The organism is Microbulbifer weihaiensis (assembly GCF_048323715.1).
GTDB lineage: Bacteria > Pseudomonadota > Gammaproteobacteria > Pseudomonadales > Cellvibrionaceae > Microbulbifer.
In genome coordinates this window covers 27,141-46,008 of record NZ_JBLWFL010000013.1, presented here as the reverse complement: position 1 = coordinate 46,008, position 18,868 = coordinate 27,141, and the positions used below count along the sequence as shown (strand labels likewise).

General features: G+C 60.3%; 13 protein-coding genes. 4 read left to right on the top strand and 9 right to left on the bottom strand.

Annotated elements, in window-relative coordinates:
• Positions 1–7 precede the first annotated feature (7 nt).
• On the bottom strand, positions 8–1,339 hold the full coding sequence (locus ACNKU7_RS14035; protein WP_418297619.1) for a DcaP family trimeric outer membrane transporter: 1,332 nt from the start codon (positions 1,337–1,339) through the stop codon (positions 8–10).
• A 235-nt stretch (positions 1,340–1,574) separates the two neighbouring features.
• Here ACNKU7_RS14035 and acs point away from each other — a divergent pair, with 235 nt between their 5' ends.
• Both acs and ACNKU7_RS14025 read left to right on the top strand, forming a co-directional pair.
• The gene (acs, locus tag ACNKU7_RS14030) at positions 1,575–3,545 is read left to right on the top strand and encodes an acetate--CoA ligase (protein ID WP_418297618.1); all 1,971 of its coding nucleotides are present in this window, start codon (positions 1,575–1,577) and stop codon (positions 3,543–3,545) included.
• 212 nt (positions 3,546–3,757) lie between these two features.
• Complete coding sequence (locus tag ACNKU7_RS14025) at positions 3,758–4,486, top strand: response regulator transcription factor (protein WP_418297617.1); 729 nt, start codon at positions 3,758–3,760, stop codon at positions 4,484–4,486.
• A 71-nt stretch (positions 4,487–4,557) separates the two neighbouring features.
• Here the strand turns inward: ACNKU7_RS14025 and ACNKU7_RS14020 are convergent, their stop codons facing one another.
• Together ACNKU7_RS14020 and ACNKU7_RS14015 are read right to left on the bottom strand one after the other, a co-directional pair.
• Positions 4,558–6,027: a catalase gene (locus ACNKU7_RS14020; RefSeq protein ID WP_418297616.1), complete on the bottom strand. Its 1,470-nt coding sequence runs from the start codon at positions 6,025–6,027 to the stop codon at positions 4,558–4,560.
• A gap of 175 nt (positions 6,028–6,202) precedes the next feature.
• Positions 6,203–9,730 (bottom strand): PAS domain-containing hybrid sensor histidine kinase/response regulator, encoded by a 3,528-nt coding sequence (locus ACNKU7_RS14015; RefSeq protein ID WP_418297615.1) that lies wholly within the window; start codon positions 9,728–9,730, stop codon positions 6,203–6,205.
• A gap of 217 nt (positions 9,731–9,947) precedes the next feature.
• On the opposite strand from ACNKU7_RS14015, the gene ACNKU7_RS14010 reads away from it, so the two are divergent.
• A complete protein-coding gene (locus ACNKU7_RS14010; RefSeq protein WP_418297614.1) occupies positions 9,948–10,238 on the top strand; it encodes a DUF1540 domain-containing protein in 291 nt (96 codons plus the stop codon).
• A 116-nt stretch (positions 10,239–10,354) separates the two neighbouring features.
• Positions 10,355–11,071, top strand: coding sequence for a 4'-phosphopantetheinyl transferase family protein (locus ACNKU7_RS14005; RefSeq protein WP_418297613.1), 717 nt, complete (start codon positions 10,355–10,357; stop codon positions 11,069–11,071).
• A gap of 124 nt (positions 11,072–11,195) precedes the next feature.
• Here ACNKU7_RS14005 and ACNKU7_RS14000 read toward each other — a convergent pair whose 3' ends face one another.
• From ACNKU7_RS14000 to ACNKU7_RS13975, 6 genes are all read right to left on the bottom strand, one after another.
• Positions 11,196–12,443: a sugar MFS transporter gene (locus tag ACNKU7_RS14000; RefSeq protein WP_418297612.1), complete on the bottom strand. Its 1,248-nt coding sequence runs from the start codon at positions 12,441–12,443 to the stop codon at positions 11,196–11,198.
• Positions 12,444–12,777: 334 nt separating this feature from the next.
• The gene (locus tag ACNKU7_RS13995; RefSeq protein ID WP_418297611.1) at positions 12,778–14,958 is read right to left on the bottom strand and encodes a prolyl oligopeptidase family serine peptidase; all 2,181 of its coding nucleotides are present in this window, start codon (positions 14,956–14,958) and stop codon (positions 12,778–12,780) included.
• 531 nt (positions 14,959–15,489) lie between these two features.
• On the bottom strand, positions 15,490–16,497 hold the full coding sequence (gene lipA / locus ACNKU7_RS13990; protein ID WP_418297610.1) for a lipoyl synthase: 1,008 nt from the start codon (positions 16,495–16,497) through the stop codon (positions 15,490–15,492).
• Entirely contained in the window at positions 16,490–17,200 is a 711-nt protein-coding gene (gene lipB / locus ACNKU7_RS13985; RefSeq protein ID WP_418297609.1) for a lipoyl(octanoyl) transferase LipB, read from the bottom strand. Before lipB ends, lipA begins: the two co-directional genes overlap by 8 nt.
• Positions 17,200–17,475 (bottom strand): HP0495 family protein, encoded by a 276-nt coding sequence (locus ACNKU7_RS13980; protein WP_418297608.1) that lies wholly within the window; start codon positions 17,473–17,475, stop codon positions 17,200–17,202. The genes lipB and ACNKU7_RS13980 overlap by 1 nt, the downstream gene beginning before the upstream one ends.
• A 169-nt stretch (positions 17,476–17,644) precedes the next feature.
• Positions 17,645–18,793 carry a D-alanyl-D-alanine carboxypeptidase family protein gene (locus ACNKU7_RS13975; RefSeq protein ID WP_418297607.1) on the bottom strand — a complete coding sequence of 383 codons (1,149 nt, stop codon included), beginning with the start codon at positions 18,791–18,793 and terminating at the stop codon, positions 17,645–17,647.
• Between the last annotated feature and the right edge of the window lie 75 nt (positions 18,794–18,868).

The following is an 18,868-nucleotide window of genomic DNA, read 5'->3' as shown; positions in this document are numbered from 1 at the left end:
TATGGGTTTAGAAGACGTATTTCACTGAGAACTGCATTCGCTGCAGATCGCCACTGTCATCCGCCAGCAGCCCGCTGCCATTCTCAATTTCTTTTTGTGCATATATGTACTCGCCGCCAAGGCTGAGCTTCGGCACCGGTGAATACATCAGGTTTACCTGCGCACTCTGGTAAGCGGTGGGCGTGGTATCGGAGACGAAATCCGGGTTGTCTGCGCTGGTTGCCGACAGCACCAGGTTACTGCGCCACTGGTCGTTCCAGAAATGCCGCAATGCGACAAAACCGCCGTGCTGGTCGATCAGTTCGATATCGCCATCGGCATCGATGATGCCGGCGCGGTAGCTGTTCAGCCCCAGGTAGCGGCCAAGCGCGTTGCCGTAGCTGTACATGAAGCGGATGTCATCGCGGCCGAGCTGCAGTTTGCCCGCCAGGCTGATCGCATAACCGCGGCGGGAATCCTCGGCACCAGTGCCGCTCTCATACGCCAGCTCGCGACTCATGGATGCGGCGGAATAGCTGAGGTTACCGATGCTGTTGTTGTAGCGCAGAACGAAGTCCGGCGTGGCGTTATCGTCGTAGGGGTTCTCCGTGCCGTTGTACAGCGTGGACGCCGGGTTTTCCGCAGCGAACTGTATCTGGCCGCTGCCGATTTTGTGCGAATAGCGCAACTGCGGCTGGCGTTCGAAAATGGTGCCCACCGGGCCGACAAAATCCAGCCCTTCCGGCAGCGCCCCCACATTGAAAAAGGTGGACCAGGCTTGTCCCGCCAGCAGGCTGCGGTTTTCATCGATCTGCCAGTCCACATATGCGTGCCGCACGCGTTGCGCGTAGGAGTTGCTGATCCGCTCATCGCCCTGGCCGCCGGCCATCGCATCAATTTCCAGGTGGGTATTGATCGAGCCGGAACCATACTCCGTGCGGGATTTGATAAACAGTCGCGTCGCCTTGGCATGGGCGTGGTATTTGGTATCACCGCCCTCGCCGCCAATCGGGATGGTGGACGGTACCAGGAAATCCTCACCGATACCGGCTGTGGCCGAGCTGCCATCGGAATACTGGCTGAACGCACTGTCGACTTTCACAAAGCCGCCAATCTGGATATCCGTTTCGCCAAAGGTTTTCTTTTCCGGCTCGGGATCATTGATTTGCGCCGCCTGTGCGAGACGATCCACCTGTGCCTGCAATTCGGCAATGCGCTGCTGCAGTTCCGCAGCGGTTACCGCTTCTCCAGTAGTCGAGGCGCTATCCTGTGCAGCGGCTGCCAACGGCAGTCCACCCATCATCGCTACCAGCGTGATTGCCCCGCTTAGGCCGCGCTTATTTATTGTTATGACCGACATAACGTGTTCCTTTGAAGGTTGGTTGTCGAGTACTGCTGGCGACGATCAAACCCCCTTAAGGCCGAAGTTGGTATTAACCATTGGTCTAAGTCGGCGGTTAACTTCGACCAATGTCTATATGGCCAATGATATTCCTGCCACGATTTCCTGCATTTCGACTTTTGTCTAATACGCCCCGGTTAAACCCCAATGCCAGAATGCGCGCCTGAGAGAAATAAGCACCGAGGGCCTGTAAATGCACCACGAGACCGATCCAAAATCCGCTGTCTATCCCGTTCCCGCGGCCTACGCGAACAAGACCCTGACCAATGAAGAGCAGTACTTCGACCTGTACAACCGCTCGATTGCGGACAATGAGAACTTCTGGCGCGAACAGGCGCAGCGTCTCGACTGGATCAAGCCGTTCACCGAGGTGAAGGATGTCTCTTTTGCCCGCGACGACCTGCATATCCGCTGGTTCGCCGACGGACAGCTGAATGTCGCCGCCAACTGCCTCGACCGGCATCTGGCCGAATACGGAGACACCACCGCAATCCTGTGGGTTGGCGACGAACCCGGTACCTCGCGCAACATCAGTTACCGGGAACTGCACCGGGATGTGTGCCGGTTTGCCAATGGGCTGAAAAAGCTCGGCGTACAGAAAGGGGATGTGGTGACCATCTATATGCCGATGATTCCGGAAGCGGCAGTGGCCATGCTCGCCTGTGCCCGCATTGGTGCAGTGCACTCGGTGGTGTTCGCCGGCTTTTCCCCGGAAGCACTGGCCGGGCGCATGCAGGATGGCAAGTCCCGTATCGTGATTACCGCCAATGCCGGCCGCCGCGGTGGCAAGACCGTACAGTTGAAGCAGAATGTCGACAAGGCAGTGGCCCTGTGCGGCGAGTCGGCCGTGGATCACGTGGTGGTGGTCAACTACACCGGGGACGAAGTCGCGTGGAACCCGGGTATCGACCGCGATTACCGCGATCTCGTATCCGCCCAGGACGACGACTGCCCGGCGGAAGCAATGGATGCGGAGGATCCGCTGTTTATCCTCTACACCTCGGGTTCCACCGGCAAGCCCAAGGGCGTATTGCACACCAGTGGCGGCTACCTCACTTACGCCTCCCTCACCCACGAATACGTATTCGATTACCGCCGCGGCGAGCGCTACTGGTGTGCCGCCGACATCGGCTGGATCACCGGCCACAGCTATATCATTTACGGCCCACTGGCGAATGGCGCCACCACGGTCATGTACGAAGGTGTGCCCAACTATCCCGATGTCACCCGCGTGGCCCAGATCATCGATGACCACGACATCAATATTCTCTACATCGCGCCCACTGCCATCCGCGCACTGATGGCGGAAGGCGACAAGCCGGTGGCCGGTGCCAGCCTGGCGAGCCTGCGTCTGCTCGGCACTGTGGGCGAGCCGATCAACCCTGAAGCCTGGAAGTGGTACCACCGCACCTTCGGACGCGGCCAGTGCCCCATCGTGGATACCTGGTGGCAGACCGAGACCGGCGCCGCCATGCTCACGCCACTGCCCGGCGCGACCGCACTCAAGCCGGGCTCCGCCACCCGCCCCTTCTTCGGTGTGCAACCGGCACTGGTAGACAACGAAGGCAAGTTCCTCGATGGTGCCGCAGAGGGCAACCTGGTGCTTGTGGGCAGCTGGCCGGGGCAGATGCGCACCGTGTTCGGTGACCACCAGCGCTTTATCGATACCTATTTCAGCACCTTCGACAACCTGTATTTCACCGGTGACGGCGCGCGGCGCGATGAGGACGGTTACTACTGGATCACCGGGCGCGTGGACGACGTACTGAACGTATCCGGGCACCGCATGGGCACCGCCGAGCTCGAAAGTGCACTGGTGGCGCACGAGGCCGTCGCCGAGGCGGCAGTGGTCGGTTATCCCCATGACATCAAGGGCCAGGGCATTTACATCTATGTGACCCTGAACAGCGACCAGCAGCCCAGTGAGGAAATGCGCAAAGCCCTGTGTAACTGGCTGCGCGCGGAGATCGGCCCGATCGCGACCCCGGATGTCATCCAGTGGGCACCGGGCCTGCCGAAAACCCGCTCGGGCAAAATCATGCGGCGCATCCTGCGCAAGATTGCCGCGGATGAGTGCGATCAGCTGGGGGATATTTCCACCCTCGCCGACCCCGCCGTGGTCGACAACCTGATCGCCAACCGCGCCGCGGCCACTGTTGCATAGCAACCGTTGACGCGCGGCCCCGGGGCCTGCATCAGGCCTCCGGGGCAATCGCAATGGCTCAAGATCAACAGGCCTTTTTGAAGGCCGGCCTTAAACGCAGTAAAGTCATCCCCGCCTGCGTGGGAAAGGTTTATAAAAATTCATAATAAGAACCGTGGGCAATTTCCATGTACATTGGGAAAACCGCCTTCGACCGGAAGGGATGAATAGCGATGAAAAATCACAACGACCCCGCTCAAGGGGCGCACCAGTTCATTATTGCGGACGATCACCCTCTGTTCCGTGGTGCCCTGCGCCAGTCCATAGCCCAGACCTTTCCGGATGCGGAAATTTTCGAGGCCAGCGACCTGCAGAGCCTGCAGGACTGCGTCGCCGCTCACCCCGACTGCGACCTGTTGCTGCTCGACCTGCACATGCCCGGGGCACACGGCTTCAGCGGTTTGATTTTCCTTGCCGGCCAGTACCCGCAACTGCCGGTCATGGTGGTTTCCGCCAATGAAAAGCCGGAAGTCATGTGCCGCGCCATTGACTATGGCGCCTGCGGGTTCCTGCCCAAGTCCGCCCCGGTGGAGCTGATGAGTGAGGCACTGAAGCAGGTGCTCGGTGGGGAAATCTGGCTGCCGCCGGAAATTGCCGAACGCTACAGTGCCGGCGATATCAGTGACAGTGAAAACGGCGTGGCCGATGTCATCGCCACCCTTACACCACAGCAGTTCCGCGTGGCCACCATGCTGGCCGAAGGACTGCTGAATAAACAGATTGCCTACGAAATGCAGGTGACGGAAGCCACGGTAAAGGCCCACCTGACCGCCCTGTTCCGCAAGCTCGAGGTGAATTCCCGCACCCAGGCGGTACTGGCGCTCAGCAGCCTGGATGTGGAGCAGCCCGGGCAATTCTCAGCACCACAAAGGCCGGCGGTCAAAACAGAACAGCTCAACTGACCCGGTATTGATTTATCCACATAAAAAAAGGCGGTCACACCGCCTTTTTTTATGTGGATAACACGACAAGTTTACGCTTCCGCAATATCGGCAAGCGCCGCTTTCACCCTGTCGCAATAGGCGGGATCCGCCCGGTAAAACTGCTCGAGCATTCGCGCCTGAATCGAGACATCCGCCTGCGACAGGCCTGCAGCAATGTTTTCCACAAGCTGGGTTTGCTGGTCGTCACTCATCAACCGGAACAGCGCGCCGGCCTGGGAGTAATAGTCGTCGCCATCCTGGCTGTAGGGCTTGATCCACGCATCCTGCTCCAGTGGCATTGGCGGTTCCGCCACTTCCGGCACCGGTGCGGGCGCGCCCCGGTCAACGCGGTCATTGGGATAGAAATGCACCTCACTGCCCTGGTTGGGCGCCTTTCCCGAAACCGGGCACATGCCCGCAAACGCGCCGTCGCGCTGATAGTGATTGACTGGACACCGGGGCGCATTCACAGGGATAGTGTTGACGTTGGCCCCCACGCGGTAACGGTGTGCATCCTGGTAAGCAAACAGGCGTGCCTGCAACATCTTGTCGGGTGACGCGCCGATGCCGGGAACGAGATTGCTGGGCGCGAATGCCGCCTGCTCGGTTTCCGCAAAATAGTTATCCACATTGCGGCTCAGCTCCAGCATGCCGATTTCCTGCAAGGGCACTTCCGCGTGCGGCCATACTTTGGTGAGATCAAACGGGTTCACCGAAAGCGATTTCGCCTGAGCCTCGCTCAGCACCTGCAACTTTACGCTCCACCTGGGATAATCTCCGCAGTCGATGGATTCCACCAGATCCTGCTGCGCCCCATGGGCCGGGTAGTTGGCCGCCGCGTCAGCGCGCACGGTCTTGATGCCCTGCTGGGACTTAAGGTGCCATTTCACCCAGAAGCGCTCACCTTCCCTGTTCCAGAAACTCAGGGTGTGCGAACCAAAGCCGTGCATATGGCGGTAGCTCAGTGGAATACCGCGATCCGACATCAAGATGGTCATCTGGTGCAACGACTGTGGATGGTTGGCCCAGAACTCGAACATGGCCGCGGGATCCGGCAGGTTTGTGCGCGGATGTTTTTTCTGCGAGTGCACGAAGTCGGGAAATTTGGCCGGATCATTGAGAAAGAATACCGGGGTATTGTTGCCCACCAGGTCAAAATTGCCCTCTCGGGTGTAGAACTTCACCGCGAAGCCGCGCGGATCCCGCGCGTAATCACTGGAGTCCTGGCCGCCGCCCACGGTGGAAAAGCGCACGAACACCGGGGTTTCACTGCCAGCCGTCTGCAGGAAGTCGGCAATGGTCAGGTGGGAGAGATCCTTGTTGAGGCGGAAGGTACCGTAAGCACCGGTTCCACGGGCATGCACCACCCGCTCGGGAATGCGCTCGCGGTTGAAGTGCGCGAGCTTTTCGAACATGCGGAAGTTGTCAAAGGTGAGCGATCCGCGCTCACCGGCGGAAATACTGGTGTTGTCGTCAGCGACCGGAGCGCCGCTGGAAGTCGTCAACCTGGTAGTTGCCATAATGTTTACCTCTAGACGTTGGCCGTCTTTCGAATTGGCTAACGCGAGGCATTCTTCGGGCGGTCAAAATGTGACCATTGATCCAAGTCAAAATGGCAACCCAAGCGGATTACGCCCGGCAAACTGAACAAAATTCAGACAATAATTTCGGTTCCCGACCTTGCCAACTGCCGCTTCAGGCCGGCACCTTCCGTACCAGCCGCCGAATCAGGTTCCTCAGTGCCGCCGGCTTGACCGGTTTTGGCAGGTAGAACCAGCCCCGCGCCGCCGCCGAATTGCGCACTTCCTCGGAAATATCGGCACTGACCAGTATTCCCGGCACGGCCGCGCCCCAGTGCTCACACAGCCGATCCAGCGCTTCGACCCCGGTGGCGTCCCGATCCAGGTGATAGTCCACAATCGCCAGTTGCGGCGGTTCCGAGTCGACCCAGTTCTCCAGCGCCGCTTCCAGTGATGCGGCAGTCACCACGCGGCACCCCCAGCCTTCCAGCAGACTCTGCATCCCGCGCAGGATGGCAATCTCATTGTCGATACACAGCACAGACACCGCGGACAGATTGCCCCCGCCCGGCAGGCTCTGTGATTGAGTTACCGCGTGGCTCTGGGCCCACCCCAGCGGTACCAAAATACTGAACATGGATCCCCGCCCGGGTATCGATTTCAGGCAAATCCGGTGGCCGAGCAGATCTGCACTGCGCTTGGCAATCGCCAGCCCCAGGCCCAGCCCCTTGTCGGCACTGCGCTCACTGCCCCCAAGGCGCACGAATTCGTCGAAAATCTGTGCCTGCACTTCCTCGGCGATGCCGGGGCCCGTGTCCCACACCTGTATCTCCAGCATCCCGCGGCCGCTGTCGATATCGGCCGCGCGCCGGCGCACGCCAAGTAACACCCGCCCGCGGGAGGTGTAGTGCAGCGCATTGCTGAGGAAATTCTGCAGAATACGGCGCAACAGGTGCCGGTCGCTGAACACCCAGGCGTCGGTGGCAACGTAATCCAGCGACAGTCCGCGCTCGCTGGCAATGACGGAAAACTCCGCATTGAGTCCGTCCAGCAGCTGCCGCAGCGGGAAGTGCTCCCGCTTGGGCGTGAGGTTGCCCGCATCCAGGCGGCTGATTTCCCGCAGGGCACCGATCAACTGCTCCGCCGAGGTCAGGGCGCTGTCGATATAGTGGATATCGTCCCCCATTTCCCGCCAGCTGCCCCGTGCCGCTTTCTGTTGCAGCGAGGCGATAAACAGGCGCGCCGCGTTGATCGGTTGCAGCAGATCGTGGCTGGTGTGGGCGAGGAAGCGGGTTTTGGCGCCGTGCAGCTCGCGGATTTTCGCTTCCACCTCGCCGCGCCGGCGGTTCTCTTCCTGCAGCGCGCGGTTGCTTTCCAGTAACTCTGCGGTGCGCAACTCGACCCGGTCCTCCAGCGTGCGCCGGTTTTCCTCCAGCGCATCCACGGCGGCGCGGTATTCGCTGATATCGGTAAAGGTCGTCACAAACCCGCCGCCGGGCATGGGGGTTCCACGCACTTCCACAATGGCGCCACTGGGCAGGCGTCGCTCAAACCGGTGCGCGCTGCCGTGGCGCAGCAGATCCAGACGCTTCTGTACCTGCACCTCGAGTTCGTCGGGGTCGTCAATCGGGCCATACAGGCCGCGCTCCGCATTGTGGCGGTAGAGGTTGGCCACCGGGCAGCCGATGTAGAGCAGGCGCTCCGGGTAATTGAACAGCTCCAGATAGTGCTGGTTCCAGGCCACCAGGCGCAGGTCCGCATCCACCACACTGATGCCCTGGCTGATGGTTTCCACCGTGGTCTGCAGCAGTTCCTGACTGAAGCGCAGGCGCTGGGAGGTGCTGTCCACCAGCCGCGCGATATCTTCCAGTTGCAGCGGCCGGTTGCTGTGCAACAGTTCCATCACCTGGTGTGCTGCCGCCGAACCCACAATCCCCGCCAGGGTGCGCTCCGCCTCCGCCACCACAAAGCGCGGCGCGGTATCGTCCGGCAACAGCCGCTGCTGGCTGCGCTGCTCGAACCCGTTCCAGATTTCCTCCAGCCGCTGGGCGCCCACAAACGGCTGCAGCAGGATACGCACCTGCCCCATGTGAATGGCTGTCGGCACCAGGTCTGCAGCAGCTTCGGTACTGGTTTGGGCATCCATAAACAGCGCCGCCTGATGGCGATCACTGCTCCGCTGGCGACAACAGAGGGATACAGACACGAACAGCGCCAGGTTGCACACCAGGCTCCAGAAAACACCATGGCTGAGGGAGTCCAGTCCACTCACACCAAACAGTGCCTGTGGGCGCAACCAGTCGACGCCGAAGGCGCCGAGAGTAATCGCCGGGTGCTGCGGGAATATCGCCGGCAGCACCAGACAGTAGCCCCACAGGCCGTAACCGGCAATCAATCCCGCCCAGACTCCGCGCCGGTGCGCGCGGCGCCAGTACAGCGCCCCGACAATCGCCGGCGCCAGCTGCGCGGCGGCGGCAAACGACAACAGGCCGATGGAGGCCAGGGCCTCCATGCCGGTAATCGCCCGGTGCACGCCCCAGCTCATCAGCATCAGCAGCAGGATGCTGACGCGGCGGATCAGGCGTAAATGGTTGCCCAGGGAGATCGCGGAAAGCCGGGTATAGCGCGAGAGGTAAAGCCAGACCGGCGCCACCAGCTCGTTCGAGACCATGACCGCCAGTGTCACCGCCGCCACAATGACCATGCCAGTGGCGGCGGAAAACCCCCCGATGTACGCGAACAGGGTCAGCATGTTGTTGCCACTGCTCAGGGGCAGTGTCAGTACCAGGCTGTCCGGGTCGCTCAACCCCATCGCCGCCAGCGGCTGGCCGGCAAGGGCGATGGGCAGGATCAGGACCGAAAACAGCACCAGATAGCACGGCAACAGCCAGCGCGCGGTTTGCAGGTCGCGCTCGTCCTGGTACTCAACCACGGCCATATGAAACTGGCGCGGCAGGCAGATGATCGCCGCCATCGCCAGCAGGGTCTGGGTGAGGAAGTTGATATCCGGCGTCAGGGACTGCCACTGCCAGTACTCCTTTGGCAGCCCGCTGGTGTCCGTGGCCAGCAACCACAGCGCCAGTGCCGCCACCGCGCCGAACGCAAACAGCTTGACCAGGGACTCCAGCGCAATCGCCGCCACAACCCCGCGGTTGCGCTCGCGCCCCTCCAGGTGCCGGGTACCGAACAGGATCGCGAAAAGCCCCATCAGCAGTGCCGTGGCCAGTGCGGTATCCAGGTTCAGGAAGGTTTCGCTGACGGACTCATTACCGATGGCCTCCCACCCCATGGTAACGGCGCGCAGCTGCAGGGCGATATACGGCAGGCTGCCCACAATGGCGAGCAGCGTGACCAGTGCCGACAATCCACGACTCTTGCCGTAGCGGGAGCCGATAAAGTCGGCCACCGAGGTCACCTTCTGCCGCTCCCCCGCCAGCATCAACTTGCGCAGGAAACCGCTGCCAAAGAGGAACAGTAAAATTGGCCCCAGGTAAATCGGCAGGTAACTCCAGGTATCGCTGACCGCCTGCCCCACCGCACCGAAAAAGGTCCACGAACTGCAGTACACCGCGAGCGTAAGGCCGTAGATCAACGGCCGGTAACGCAGCAACCACTGCTTGCGCTGATCTGCGCGCCAGGCCACAACGAACAGTACGGCAACGTACAGGAGCGCGAAAAACAGCAGCAGCGGTTTACCGATCATGAACAGAAACCTGTTTTTAGTCTCGCGAGCGCGAAATTCTTTTTCCGGGGTCAACCGCTAGTTAACCGGCCCATGGCCGCGAATGCAATTAGCGAAACGTCGCAGCCCTGTCGGAAATGCGGGGGATTGGCCGCCACGCGTTTGACAGCCCCGGGCCCTGAACTAGGCTCATCGGTGGGGTTTGATCCTTTCACAATAATCCAACGAGAACTGCACCATGATCATCGCTACCGACATGCCTGAAGTCAGCAGCTGCGCCGCCATTGAGTGCGCGTACAACACCGACTCTGCCTGTCACGCCCGCGCCATCACCATTGGCGACGGCAAAGACCCGGATTGCGACACCTACTTCAGCAACAGCCATCACACCAAGCGCGCGCGCATCGCCGGCGTCGGCGCCTGCAAGATCACAGACTGCAATCACAATGACGATTACGAGTGCTCTGCGGAAAAAATCGAGCTCGGCTACAGTGGCGACACCGTAAACTGCCTGACCTACGCGCACTGATCCAGCCCCGCTAACCCTTTCCCTTTCGGCCAGCCACGCGACTGTGGCTGGCTCGCAGCGCCCCTTTGCCGCACAATCGCTCGAATACAATCCCGAGCAACCCGATTCCTGCGCCGATGACCACCGCCGAAACGAGCAGCCAGTTTATCCACCAGCACTACGACCTGCCCCTTGAAGGCTTCAGCGGCACGGCACGGCTGCTGGCATTTTCACAGGAACACTACGATGACGGGCTGTTCGCGCACTTCGGTATCACCTTTCCTTCGCAGCTGGCCAGGGCCGTGCGCAAGCGCCGCGCGGAGTTTCTCGCCGGCCGCCGCTGTGCCCAACAGCTGCTGCTGTCGCGGGGTGTCTCCACTGCGGTCAGCGGCCATATCGCCAGCGGGGAAGACCGCTGTCCAGTCTGGCCCCAGGGTATTCACGGGGCCATCAGCCACAGCGACGACCTGGCCATTTGCGCCTTGAGCGCTTACCCCGTTGGCGTCGACTACGAACCCCTGATCGCCCCCGCCAGTGCAGACAACGTTCGCGCCCTGATCATGACGCCCGGGGAAACCCGCCGGGGCCCACCTGCACCACTCACGGATAACCAGTGGCTTACCCTGGTGTTTTCCGCAAAGGAAAGCCTGTTCAAGGCCCTGTATCCGCTGGTGCGGCAATACTTCGACTTCCAGGACGCCGAGGTTCGCGCGCAACACATCGGCGATGACGGTGGCAGCCTGGAGCTGGTGCTGTTGAATGACATAGGTGCTGGCTTTGGCCCACCGCAGACCTTCAGGGGCCACTACCGGGTACTGGGCACAGGCTACCTGACCTGGCTGGAGGTGGTGTGAAGCCACTTGCGGCAAAGTTCAGGAAAAAGGAAGGGGAAAGCAGTAACGGGAAAAGAGGGAAGCTTGGGAAGTTACTGCCGGCGAGAGCCGCCGGCAGTGAAAAGAAGGTTACGGGTTGGCAGCGTCAGTGCACTGCCACACGGGAACCCTTGAGACCGTAATACGCGATGTACAGATAGCACACCACCGGCACCAGGAAGGAAATCTGCAGGCCGGCGGCATCGGCAACCACGCCCTGGATCAGGGGCACCAGCGCGCCACCCACAATCGCCAGGCACAGCACGCCGGACGCCTGTCCTGCCTGCTTGCCCAGCCCCTGCAGCGCCAGGCTGAAAATGGTCGGGAACATGATGGAGTTGCACAGGCCCACCAGCAGGATCGCCCACATGGCCAGGCTGCCGGCACCCACGATGGCCAGCAGCACCAGCAGGATGGCCGCCGCCGCATTACATGCCAGTACCAGCCCCGGGGATACCCGGCTCATCACTACCGCGCCCACAAAGCGGCCGACCATGGCACCGCCCCAGTAGTAGGCGATGTAATGGGCTGCATCGGCTTCTTCCAGACCCGCTACGCTGTCGAGCCCGAGGAAGTTGACCAGGAAGCTGCCTATGGATACTTCAGCGCCGACGTACACGAAAATACCGACGGCCCCCAACACCAGGTGACGATGGGACCAGACGGACTCCCCTTCAGCGGCCACGGCGTCGTCGCCGCGCACATTGATATTCGGCAGTTTGAGCTGGCTGAACACCACCGCCAGGAAGGCCAATACACCGGCCAGAATCAGGTAGGGCACCTTCACCGCGGCGGCTTCGGCCTCCGGGCTCAACGCGTCGGCGCCGACTGTCGCGGCGGAGAGAATCAGTACGCCACCAAAGAGGGGCGCGATGGTTGTACCCAGGGAGTTGAACGCCTGGGTCATGGTCAACCGGCTGGAAGCGGTCTCCGGCTTGCCCAGTGCTGTTACATACGGATTCGCAGACACCTGCAGCAGGGTGATCCCCGAAGCCAGCACGAACAGCGCAGCGAGGAAGACCGGGTAGGAGTGGCTCTCCGCCGCCGGATAGAACAGCACACAACCCGCCGAAGCGACCAGCAGCCCACCGACGATGCCTTTCTGGAAGCCAATCCGCTTGACCAGCGCACCGGCCGGCAGTGACACCAGGAAGTAGGCGCCAAAGAAACAGAACTGAATCAGCATCGCCTGGGTGTAGTTCAGGTCGAATACTTTCTTCAGGTGTGGGATCAGGATGTCATTGAGGCATGTGAGGAAGCCCCACATAAAAAACAGCACGGTAAGTGCTGTCAGCGCAAACCTGAAATTGCCTTCAGCGCCGACCACACTGGTACCGGCTTTGACACCCTTCATAGAAACCTGGATTCCCGCCATAAGTCACCCTTTATGATAGTTATTCACGGCCAAGCGGTTCGGACTTTCACACCGGGATGTAAACCCCACGCGACGGTCTTTCCCCTCATACAAAGCTGCTCAGCACAATACCATGGGCTGCCACCGGCAAAGCGTGCCATTTTCCATCAGCAGGTATCACTTTTTTCCCCAGGAGGTGCCACTTTGCAAAATGGGAAGCCGGGAAAGGATCGGGAAAGCGCCGCGATAGCGTATAAACCGGGGCATCCGACTGACAGGCAACAAAAAGCCCGGCACATGGCCGGGCTTTGGTGTTTGCGCGGGGCTGTTGGGATCAGCCGTTAGGCAGGGTCTTCACACCCATGTTGTACAGGGTGAAGCTGAACAGATCCGCGTACTGCTCAATGGTTTTTGATACCGGGGTACCGGCGCCGTGGCCGGCGTTGGTTTCGATACGGATCAGGGTCGGGGCACTTCCCGCCTGCTTCGCCTGCAGCTCGGCGGCAAACTTGAAGGAATGCGCCGGCACCACGCGGTCGTCGTGATCCGCGGTGGTCACCATGGTCGCCGGGTAGGCGGTGCCTGCCTTCACGTTGTGGACCGGGGAGTAACCCAGCAGGTACTCGAACATTTCCTTGCTCTGCTCGGCGGTACCGTAGTCATAGGCCCAGCCGGCACCGGCAGTGAAGGTGTGGTAGCGCAGCATGTCCATCACGCCCACGGCCGGCAGCGCCACTTTCACCAGATCAGGACGCTGGGTCATGACCGCGCCCACCAACAGGCCGCCGTTGGAGCCGCCGCGAATGGCGAGGTAGTCGCTGGAGGTGTAGCCCTGCTCGATCAGGTACTCACCGGCGGCGATAAAGTCGTCGAACACATTCTGCTTCTGCAGCTTGGTGCCCGCATCGTGCCAGCGCTTGCCGTACTCACCGCCGCCGCGCAGGTTGGGAACCGCATAAACACCACCCTGCTCCAGCCACACCGCATTGGCGATGCTGAAGGACGGGGTCAGGCTGACATTGAAGCCGCCGTAACCATACAGGATGGTCGGGTTCTTGCCATTGAGCTCGATGCCTTTCTTGTAGGTGATCAGCATCGGCACCTTGGTGCCGTCCTTGGAGGTGTAGAACACCTGCTTGGACTCGTAGCCGGCGGGATCAAACTTGGCCCCGGACTCACGGTAGACACTGGACTGCCCCTCTTTCACATCAAACGCGAAGATGGTGGCCGGGGTCTTGTAGTTGGTGAAGGAGTAATACAGGGTCGTGTCTTCGCGCTTGCCATCCAGGGAGCTTGCGCTGCCGGGTCCCGGCAAAGCGATCTCGCGCACCTGCTTGCCACTATAGTCATACTGGTAGACCTTTGACAGGGCATCCACCATGTACTCGGCGAAGATGTAACCACCACCGGTGGAGGCGGTCAGTACGTTCTCGGTCTCACCGATAAAGTCTTTCCAGTTCTCTTCCGCAGGCGCTGCGGCATCAACGGTGACGATCTTTTTGTTCGGTGCATTGCGGTTGGTCACCAGGTACAGGGTGCTGCCCTGGTTGTCGAGCACATAGGTATCGGAGTCGAAGTCATCCAGGATCTGCACCAGCGGCGCATCCGCCTTGCTCAGGTCGCGGATGTAGAGGTCGTTACCGGAGGTGGAGGTCGCACCGGAAATCACCAGATAGCGGTCGTCCTCGGTCACGGTGCCGGAAACATAGCGGCGCTTCTCTTCCGCCTTGCCACCGAAGATCAGTTCGTCAGCCGACTGGGGCTCACCCAGCTTGTGGAAATACAGCTTGTGCTGGTCGGTCTTGGCCGACAGCTCACTGCCTTCCGGCTTGTCGTAACTGGAGTAGTAGAAACCTTCGTTGCCTACCCAGGAAATACCCGAGAATTTCACGTCCACCAGTGGCTCTTCGAGTACCTGCCTGGTCTCGGCATCCATGATGATGATCTTGCGCCAGTCACTGCCGCCCTCGGAAATGGAGTAGGCGACGATGGAGCCGTCTTTGGAGAACTGCAGGCTGGCCAGTGACGTGGTGCCGTCTTCACTGAAGGTATTCGGGTCGAGGAAGACTTCAGCTTCGCCATCGCCCTTCTTGCGCCAGACCACATACTGGTTCTGCAGGCCGTCATTGCGATAGAAGTAGGTGTAATCCCCTTCCTTGAACGGCGAACCGACTTTTTCGTAGTTCCACAGCTGCTCCAGGCGCTGCTTCAGGGTTTCGCGGTAACCGATCTGATCCAGGTAACCAAAAGTCACCGCATTCTGAGCCTTAACCCAGGATTCGGTTTCCGCGCTGCGGTCATCTTCCAGCCAGCGGTACGGATCCGCCACTTCGGTACCAAAGTAGGTATCCACCACGTCATCCTTGCGCGTCGCTGGATAACTCAACGCGGACACGGCAACTTCGGCAACGGCTGTGGGCTCTGCTTCTGCATTCACGCTTTTCTTACTCTCTGGAGATTCGCCCGCACAGGCTGCGAGCACACTTGCCAGTGCAAGCACAGGAACTTTTTTCATCAATTCTTCACTTAGCTGTTTTTATGGACTTTTAGCGATAGTACCACTCCGCCAGACCCAGGCGGTCAGCACTAGCTCACAAGATCACACGGCAAAATTCAACCCTGAATTTTATTGTCTGCCACCTGCCGCATTCACCACATAAACCGCGAAAACACACTAAATATGCAGACATATATCCTGCACCGTTCAGTTTCTGCCGAGGTCGAGCACACCCCGCCAGCCGTTCACCGCATTGCTGCCAGCGAACATAAAAACCATCCCCCGGTATCATCGTGCACGGCGCGGTGGCAAAGGCCAGCATCGCCAGTAAAACCAGAGCGGATAATCGAAGAGGCGGCCTGGCTGTCCCCTGATTGCGGCCGGGTGGTTTACCGCGGCGAACAGGGTCGATTCCGCGCGTCCGGCGACTGCGGCCAAACCGCACTCTGGCGAATGGGGCACAGGCGGAAAACAGGTGAGGGGTGAGAAAAACGGGGAGGAAAGCCCCCCGGCGCCGTAACGCCAGGGGCTGGATTCACGGGAAAACCGTCAGCTGACTTTTTCGCCGTGTGCCTGTTTGTCGGCGTGATAGCTGGAGCGCACCATCGGACCACAGGCAGCGTGCTTGAATCCGATCTGCTCTGCGTAGCGGCGGTACTCCTCGAACTCATCGGGATGCACATAGCGCTGTACCGGCAGGTGCTCCTTACTCGGCTGCAGGTACTGGCCAATGGTGAGCATGTCGATATCGTGCGCGCGCATATCGTCCATCACCTCGAAGATTTCCTCCTTGGTTTCACCCAGTCCCACCATCAGGCCGGACTTGGTCAAAACGTCCGGACGACGCTTCTTGTATTCCTGCAGCAGTTTCAGCGACCACTTGTAGTTGGCACCCGGGCGCGACTCGCGGTACAGGCGCGGCACGGTTTCCAGGTTGTGGTTGAATACATCCGGTGCTTCCGCTTCGAGAATATCCAGTGCCACGTCCATACGACCGCGGAAGTCCGGGGTCAGGATTTCCACCTGCAGGTTCGGCGACAGTTCGCGGGAGCGCTTGATGCACTCGGCAAAATGCTCGGCGCCACCGTCGCGCAGGTCGTCGCGGTCTACGGAAGTGATCACCACGTAGCGCAGGCTCATCGCGGCAATGGCTTCCGCCAGGTGCTGCGGCTCATTCGGATCCAGCGGGTTCGGCTTGCCGTGGCCCACATCGCAGAACGGGCAGCGACGGGTGCAGATTTCACCCATGATCATGAAGGTGGCGGTACCGCCACTGAAGCACTCGCCCAGGTTCGGGCAGCTGGCCTCTTCACACACGGTTGCCAGCTTCTGCGAGCGCAGGATGCTCTTGATGCGCTCCACTTCCTTGGAGGCCTTGACCGAAGGCACCTTTACCCGGATCCAGTCCGGCTTGCGCAGCGTCTGGTCACTGGCAATAACCTTGACCGGGATACGCTCTACCTTGTCACCATCGCGCAGTTTCTCGCCCTGCTGCAGGCGGCGGGTGCGTTTTACCGGGACGATTTCCGGCTTGTCAGCGTCAATTCTTTCAGACATTGGTTGTTCCTGATTCGATGCCGGGCACCGCAAATAGATTCTCGTCAACCGGTTGCCATTGTGCTTCCGGCAATTGCAGAGTGCGCAGCAGCTCCGCTACAAAAATTTCAGCGACCTCGCCCCATGCGGGTACAGGCTGAATCACTTCCGCCATTTGTACCATCTGCATCCCCGCATAACCGCAGGGGTTAATGCGCAGGAAAGGCCCGAGATCCATGTCGATATTGATCGCAATACCGTGGAAACTGCACCCGCGGCGCACCCGCAGGCCGATCGAGGCGATCTTGTTACCCGCGCGCGGCCCATCGGTCAGGTAAACCCCCGGCGCATCCGCCCGCGGCGCTGCGGCGATGCCGAATTTTTCCAGCATCGCCACGGTGGCTTCTTCCAGCGCGGTCACCAGGTCGCGCACGCCGACTTTGGCACGGCGCAGGTCCAGCAAGGGGTAGACCACCAGCTGGCCCGGACCGTGGTAGGTGACCTGGCCACCGCGATCCACCTGAACCACCGGGATATCACCGGTATTCAGTAAATGCTCGGCCTTGCCCGCCTGCCCCTGGGTGAATACCGGGGGATGCTCGACACACCAGATCTGATCCCGGGCCTCTTCGCCGCGGGTGTCGGTGTAATGCGCCATGGCGCGCCAGACGGTTTCGTAGTCCCGACGCCCCAGATTACATATCGCCAGTTCCGGTACAGACATCACAGCACCATGTGGACACGGGGGTGGGCTTTGAGCTCTTCAAACAACGCCTTCAGCTGCGGCTCGCCAGTGGCCAGGATGAAGAACGTCACCGAGGTAAACCGACCATTGCGGCTGGGCGTGTGTTTCATCTTGGCTTCATCCAGCTCCGGTGCATGGCGGCGCATGACTTCCATGACGAACTCGTGCACTTCGTCGTCAGACTCACGCACCACCTTGACCATATAGTCAACACAGGGAAATTCAATCTTGGGAGGCTGCTGCTCTTGGGTCATACCACTCTCACGGGGCCGCAGGTCTGAAATGAAGCCGGGAATCCGGGGTATGCGGCCGGGCGGCGATTATACAGTGATGATCGGGGAGTGGACAGGTAGGAACAGCGGTGGGCGGGGCCCCGGAGCCGGAGAAACCGGATCCGGGGCAACAGTCAGTTATTTGTTCGGTTTACTCGAAGAATCCCATCACGAAACGCTTGATGGCATCCCACATCCGCTTGAAGAAGCCGGCTTCTTCCACGTCTTCTGCGACCACTGCGGCCACATCAGCCACCGTTTCACCATCCAGGGTCACCACCACTTTGCCCACCTGCTGGCCCTTGGCCAGGGGCGCTTTCAGTTCGCCATCGATGATCAGGTCAGCCTTGATGCTGTCTTCGCCGCCGCGCGGGATGGTCACAAACACATCGTTTTTGACCGCTACACCCACGGTATCAGTCTTGCCGCCCCAGACGCGCTCGGTCTGCAGAACATCGTTGCTGCCATACACCTTGTGGGTCTGGTAATAACGGAAACCGTAAGCGAGCAGCTTCTGGGTCTCGGCCGCGCGCTTTTCATCGCTGTCGGTGCCAACAACCACGGAGATCAGGCGCATACCGCGTTTTACCGCAGACGCCACCAGACAGTAACCGGCCTCATCGGTATGACCGGTCTTGATGCCGTCTACCGCCGGGTCGCGCCACAACAGGCGGTTGCGGTTCGGCTGGTTGATACCGTTGAAGCGAAAATACTTTTCGGAGTAAAGCGCGTAGTGATCCGGGTGATCATTGATCAGTGCGCGCGCCAGTTTGCCGAGGTCACGGGCAGTGGTCACGTGGCCCTCTGCCGGCCAGCCTGTCGCATTGACGAAATGGGTATCGTTCATACCCAGCAACTGCGCCTGCTGGTTCATAACTTCGGCAAAGACCTCTTCACTGCCGGAAACGAACTCTGCCAGCGCGATACTCGCGTCGTTGCCGGACTGTACGATCACACCGCGCAGCAGGTCGATCACCGGCACCTTGTCACCCACTTTGACAAACATCTTCGAACCGCCTTTGCGCCAGGCCTTCTCGGAGATATTCACCATATCCTGCTCTTTGATCGCGCCCTTCTCCAGTTCTTCGGAAACGATGTAACTGGTCATCATCTTGGTCAGGCTGGCCGGCGGGATCTGCTTGTCCGCATCGTGCTCTACCAGCACCTGGCCGGTATGGGCGTCAATCAACAGATAGGCTGTGGCCGCCAGTTGCGGCGGTGCAGGAATGAGCGGTTTATCGGCCTGGGCCACGCTGGAACAGACGGTCAGGAGGAGGCAGGCAAATAAGCGTTTGAACATGGGTATCTCTTTATTCCTTGCGTTCAGTTGGTATCAAAAACCCGGCTCCAGCCGGGATGTGCGCAAAAAGGCTTC

Coding starts and splice junctions, on each gene's coding strand:
- ACNKU7_RS14035 (WP_418297619.1), bottom strand. CDS start 1,339: ATGTCGGTCATAACAATAAATAAGCGCGGCCTAAGCGGGGCAATCACG.
- acs (WP_418297618.1), top strand. CDS start 1,575: ATGCACCACGAGACCGATCCAAAATCCGCTGTCTATCCCGTTCCCGCG.
- ACNKU7_RS14025 (WP_418297617.1), top strand. CDS start 3,758: ATGAAAAATCACAACGACCCCGCTCAAGGGGCGCACCAGTTCATTATT.
- ACNKU7_RS14020 (WP_418297616.1), bottom strand. CDS start 6,027: ATGGCAACTACCAGGTTGACGACTTCCAGCGGCGCTCCGGTCGCTGAC.
- ACNKU7_RS14015 (WP_418297615.1), bottom strand. CDS start 9,730: ATGATCGGTAAACCGCTGCTGCTGTTTTTCGCGCTCCTGTACGTTGCC.
- ACNKU7_RS14010 (WP_418297614.1), top strand. CDS start 9,948: ATGATCATCGCTACCGACATGCCTGAAGTCAGCAGCTGCGCCGCCATT.
- ACNKU7_RS14005 (WP_418297613.1), top strand. CDS start 10,355: ATGACCACCGCCGAAACGAGCAGCCAGTTTATCCACCAGCACTACGAC.
- ACNKU7_RS14000 (WP_418297612.1), bottom strand. CDS start 12,443: ATGAAGGGTGTCAAAGCCGGTACCAGTGTGGTCGGCGCTGAAGGCAAT.
- ACNKU7_RS13995 (WP_418297611.1), bottom strand. CDS start 14,958: ATGAAAAAAGTTCCTGTGCTTGCACTGGCAAGTGTGCTCGCAGCCTGT.
- lipA (WP_418297610.1), bottom strand. CDS start 16,497: ATGTCTGAAAGAATTGACGCTGACAAGCCGGAAATCGTCCCGGTAAAA.
- lipB (WP_418297609.1), bottom strand. CDS start 17,200: ATGTCTGTACCGGAACTGGCGATATGTAATCTGGGGCGTCGGGACTAC.
- ACNKU7_RS13980 (WP_418297608.1), bottom strand. CDS start 17,475: ATGACCCAAGAGCAGCAGCCTCCCAAGATTGAATTTCCCTGTGTTGAC.
- ACNKU7_RS13975 (WP_418297607.1), bottom strand. CDS start 18,793: ATGTTCAAACGCTTATTTGCCTGCCTCCTCCTGACCGTCTGTTCCAGC.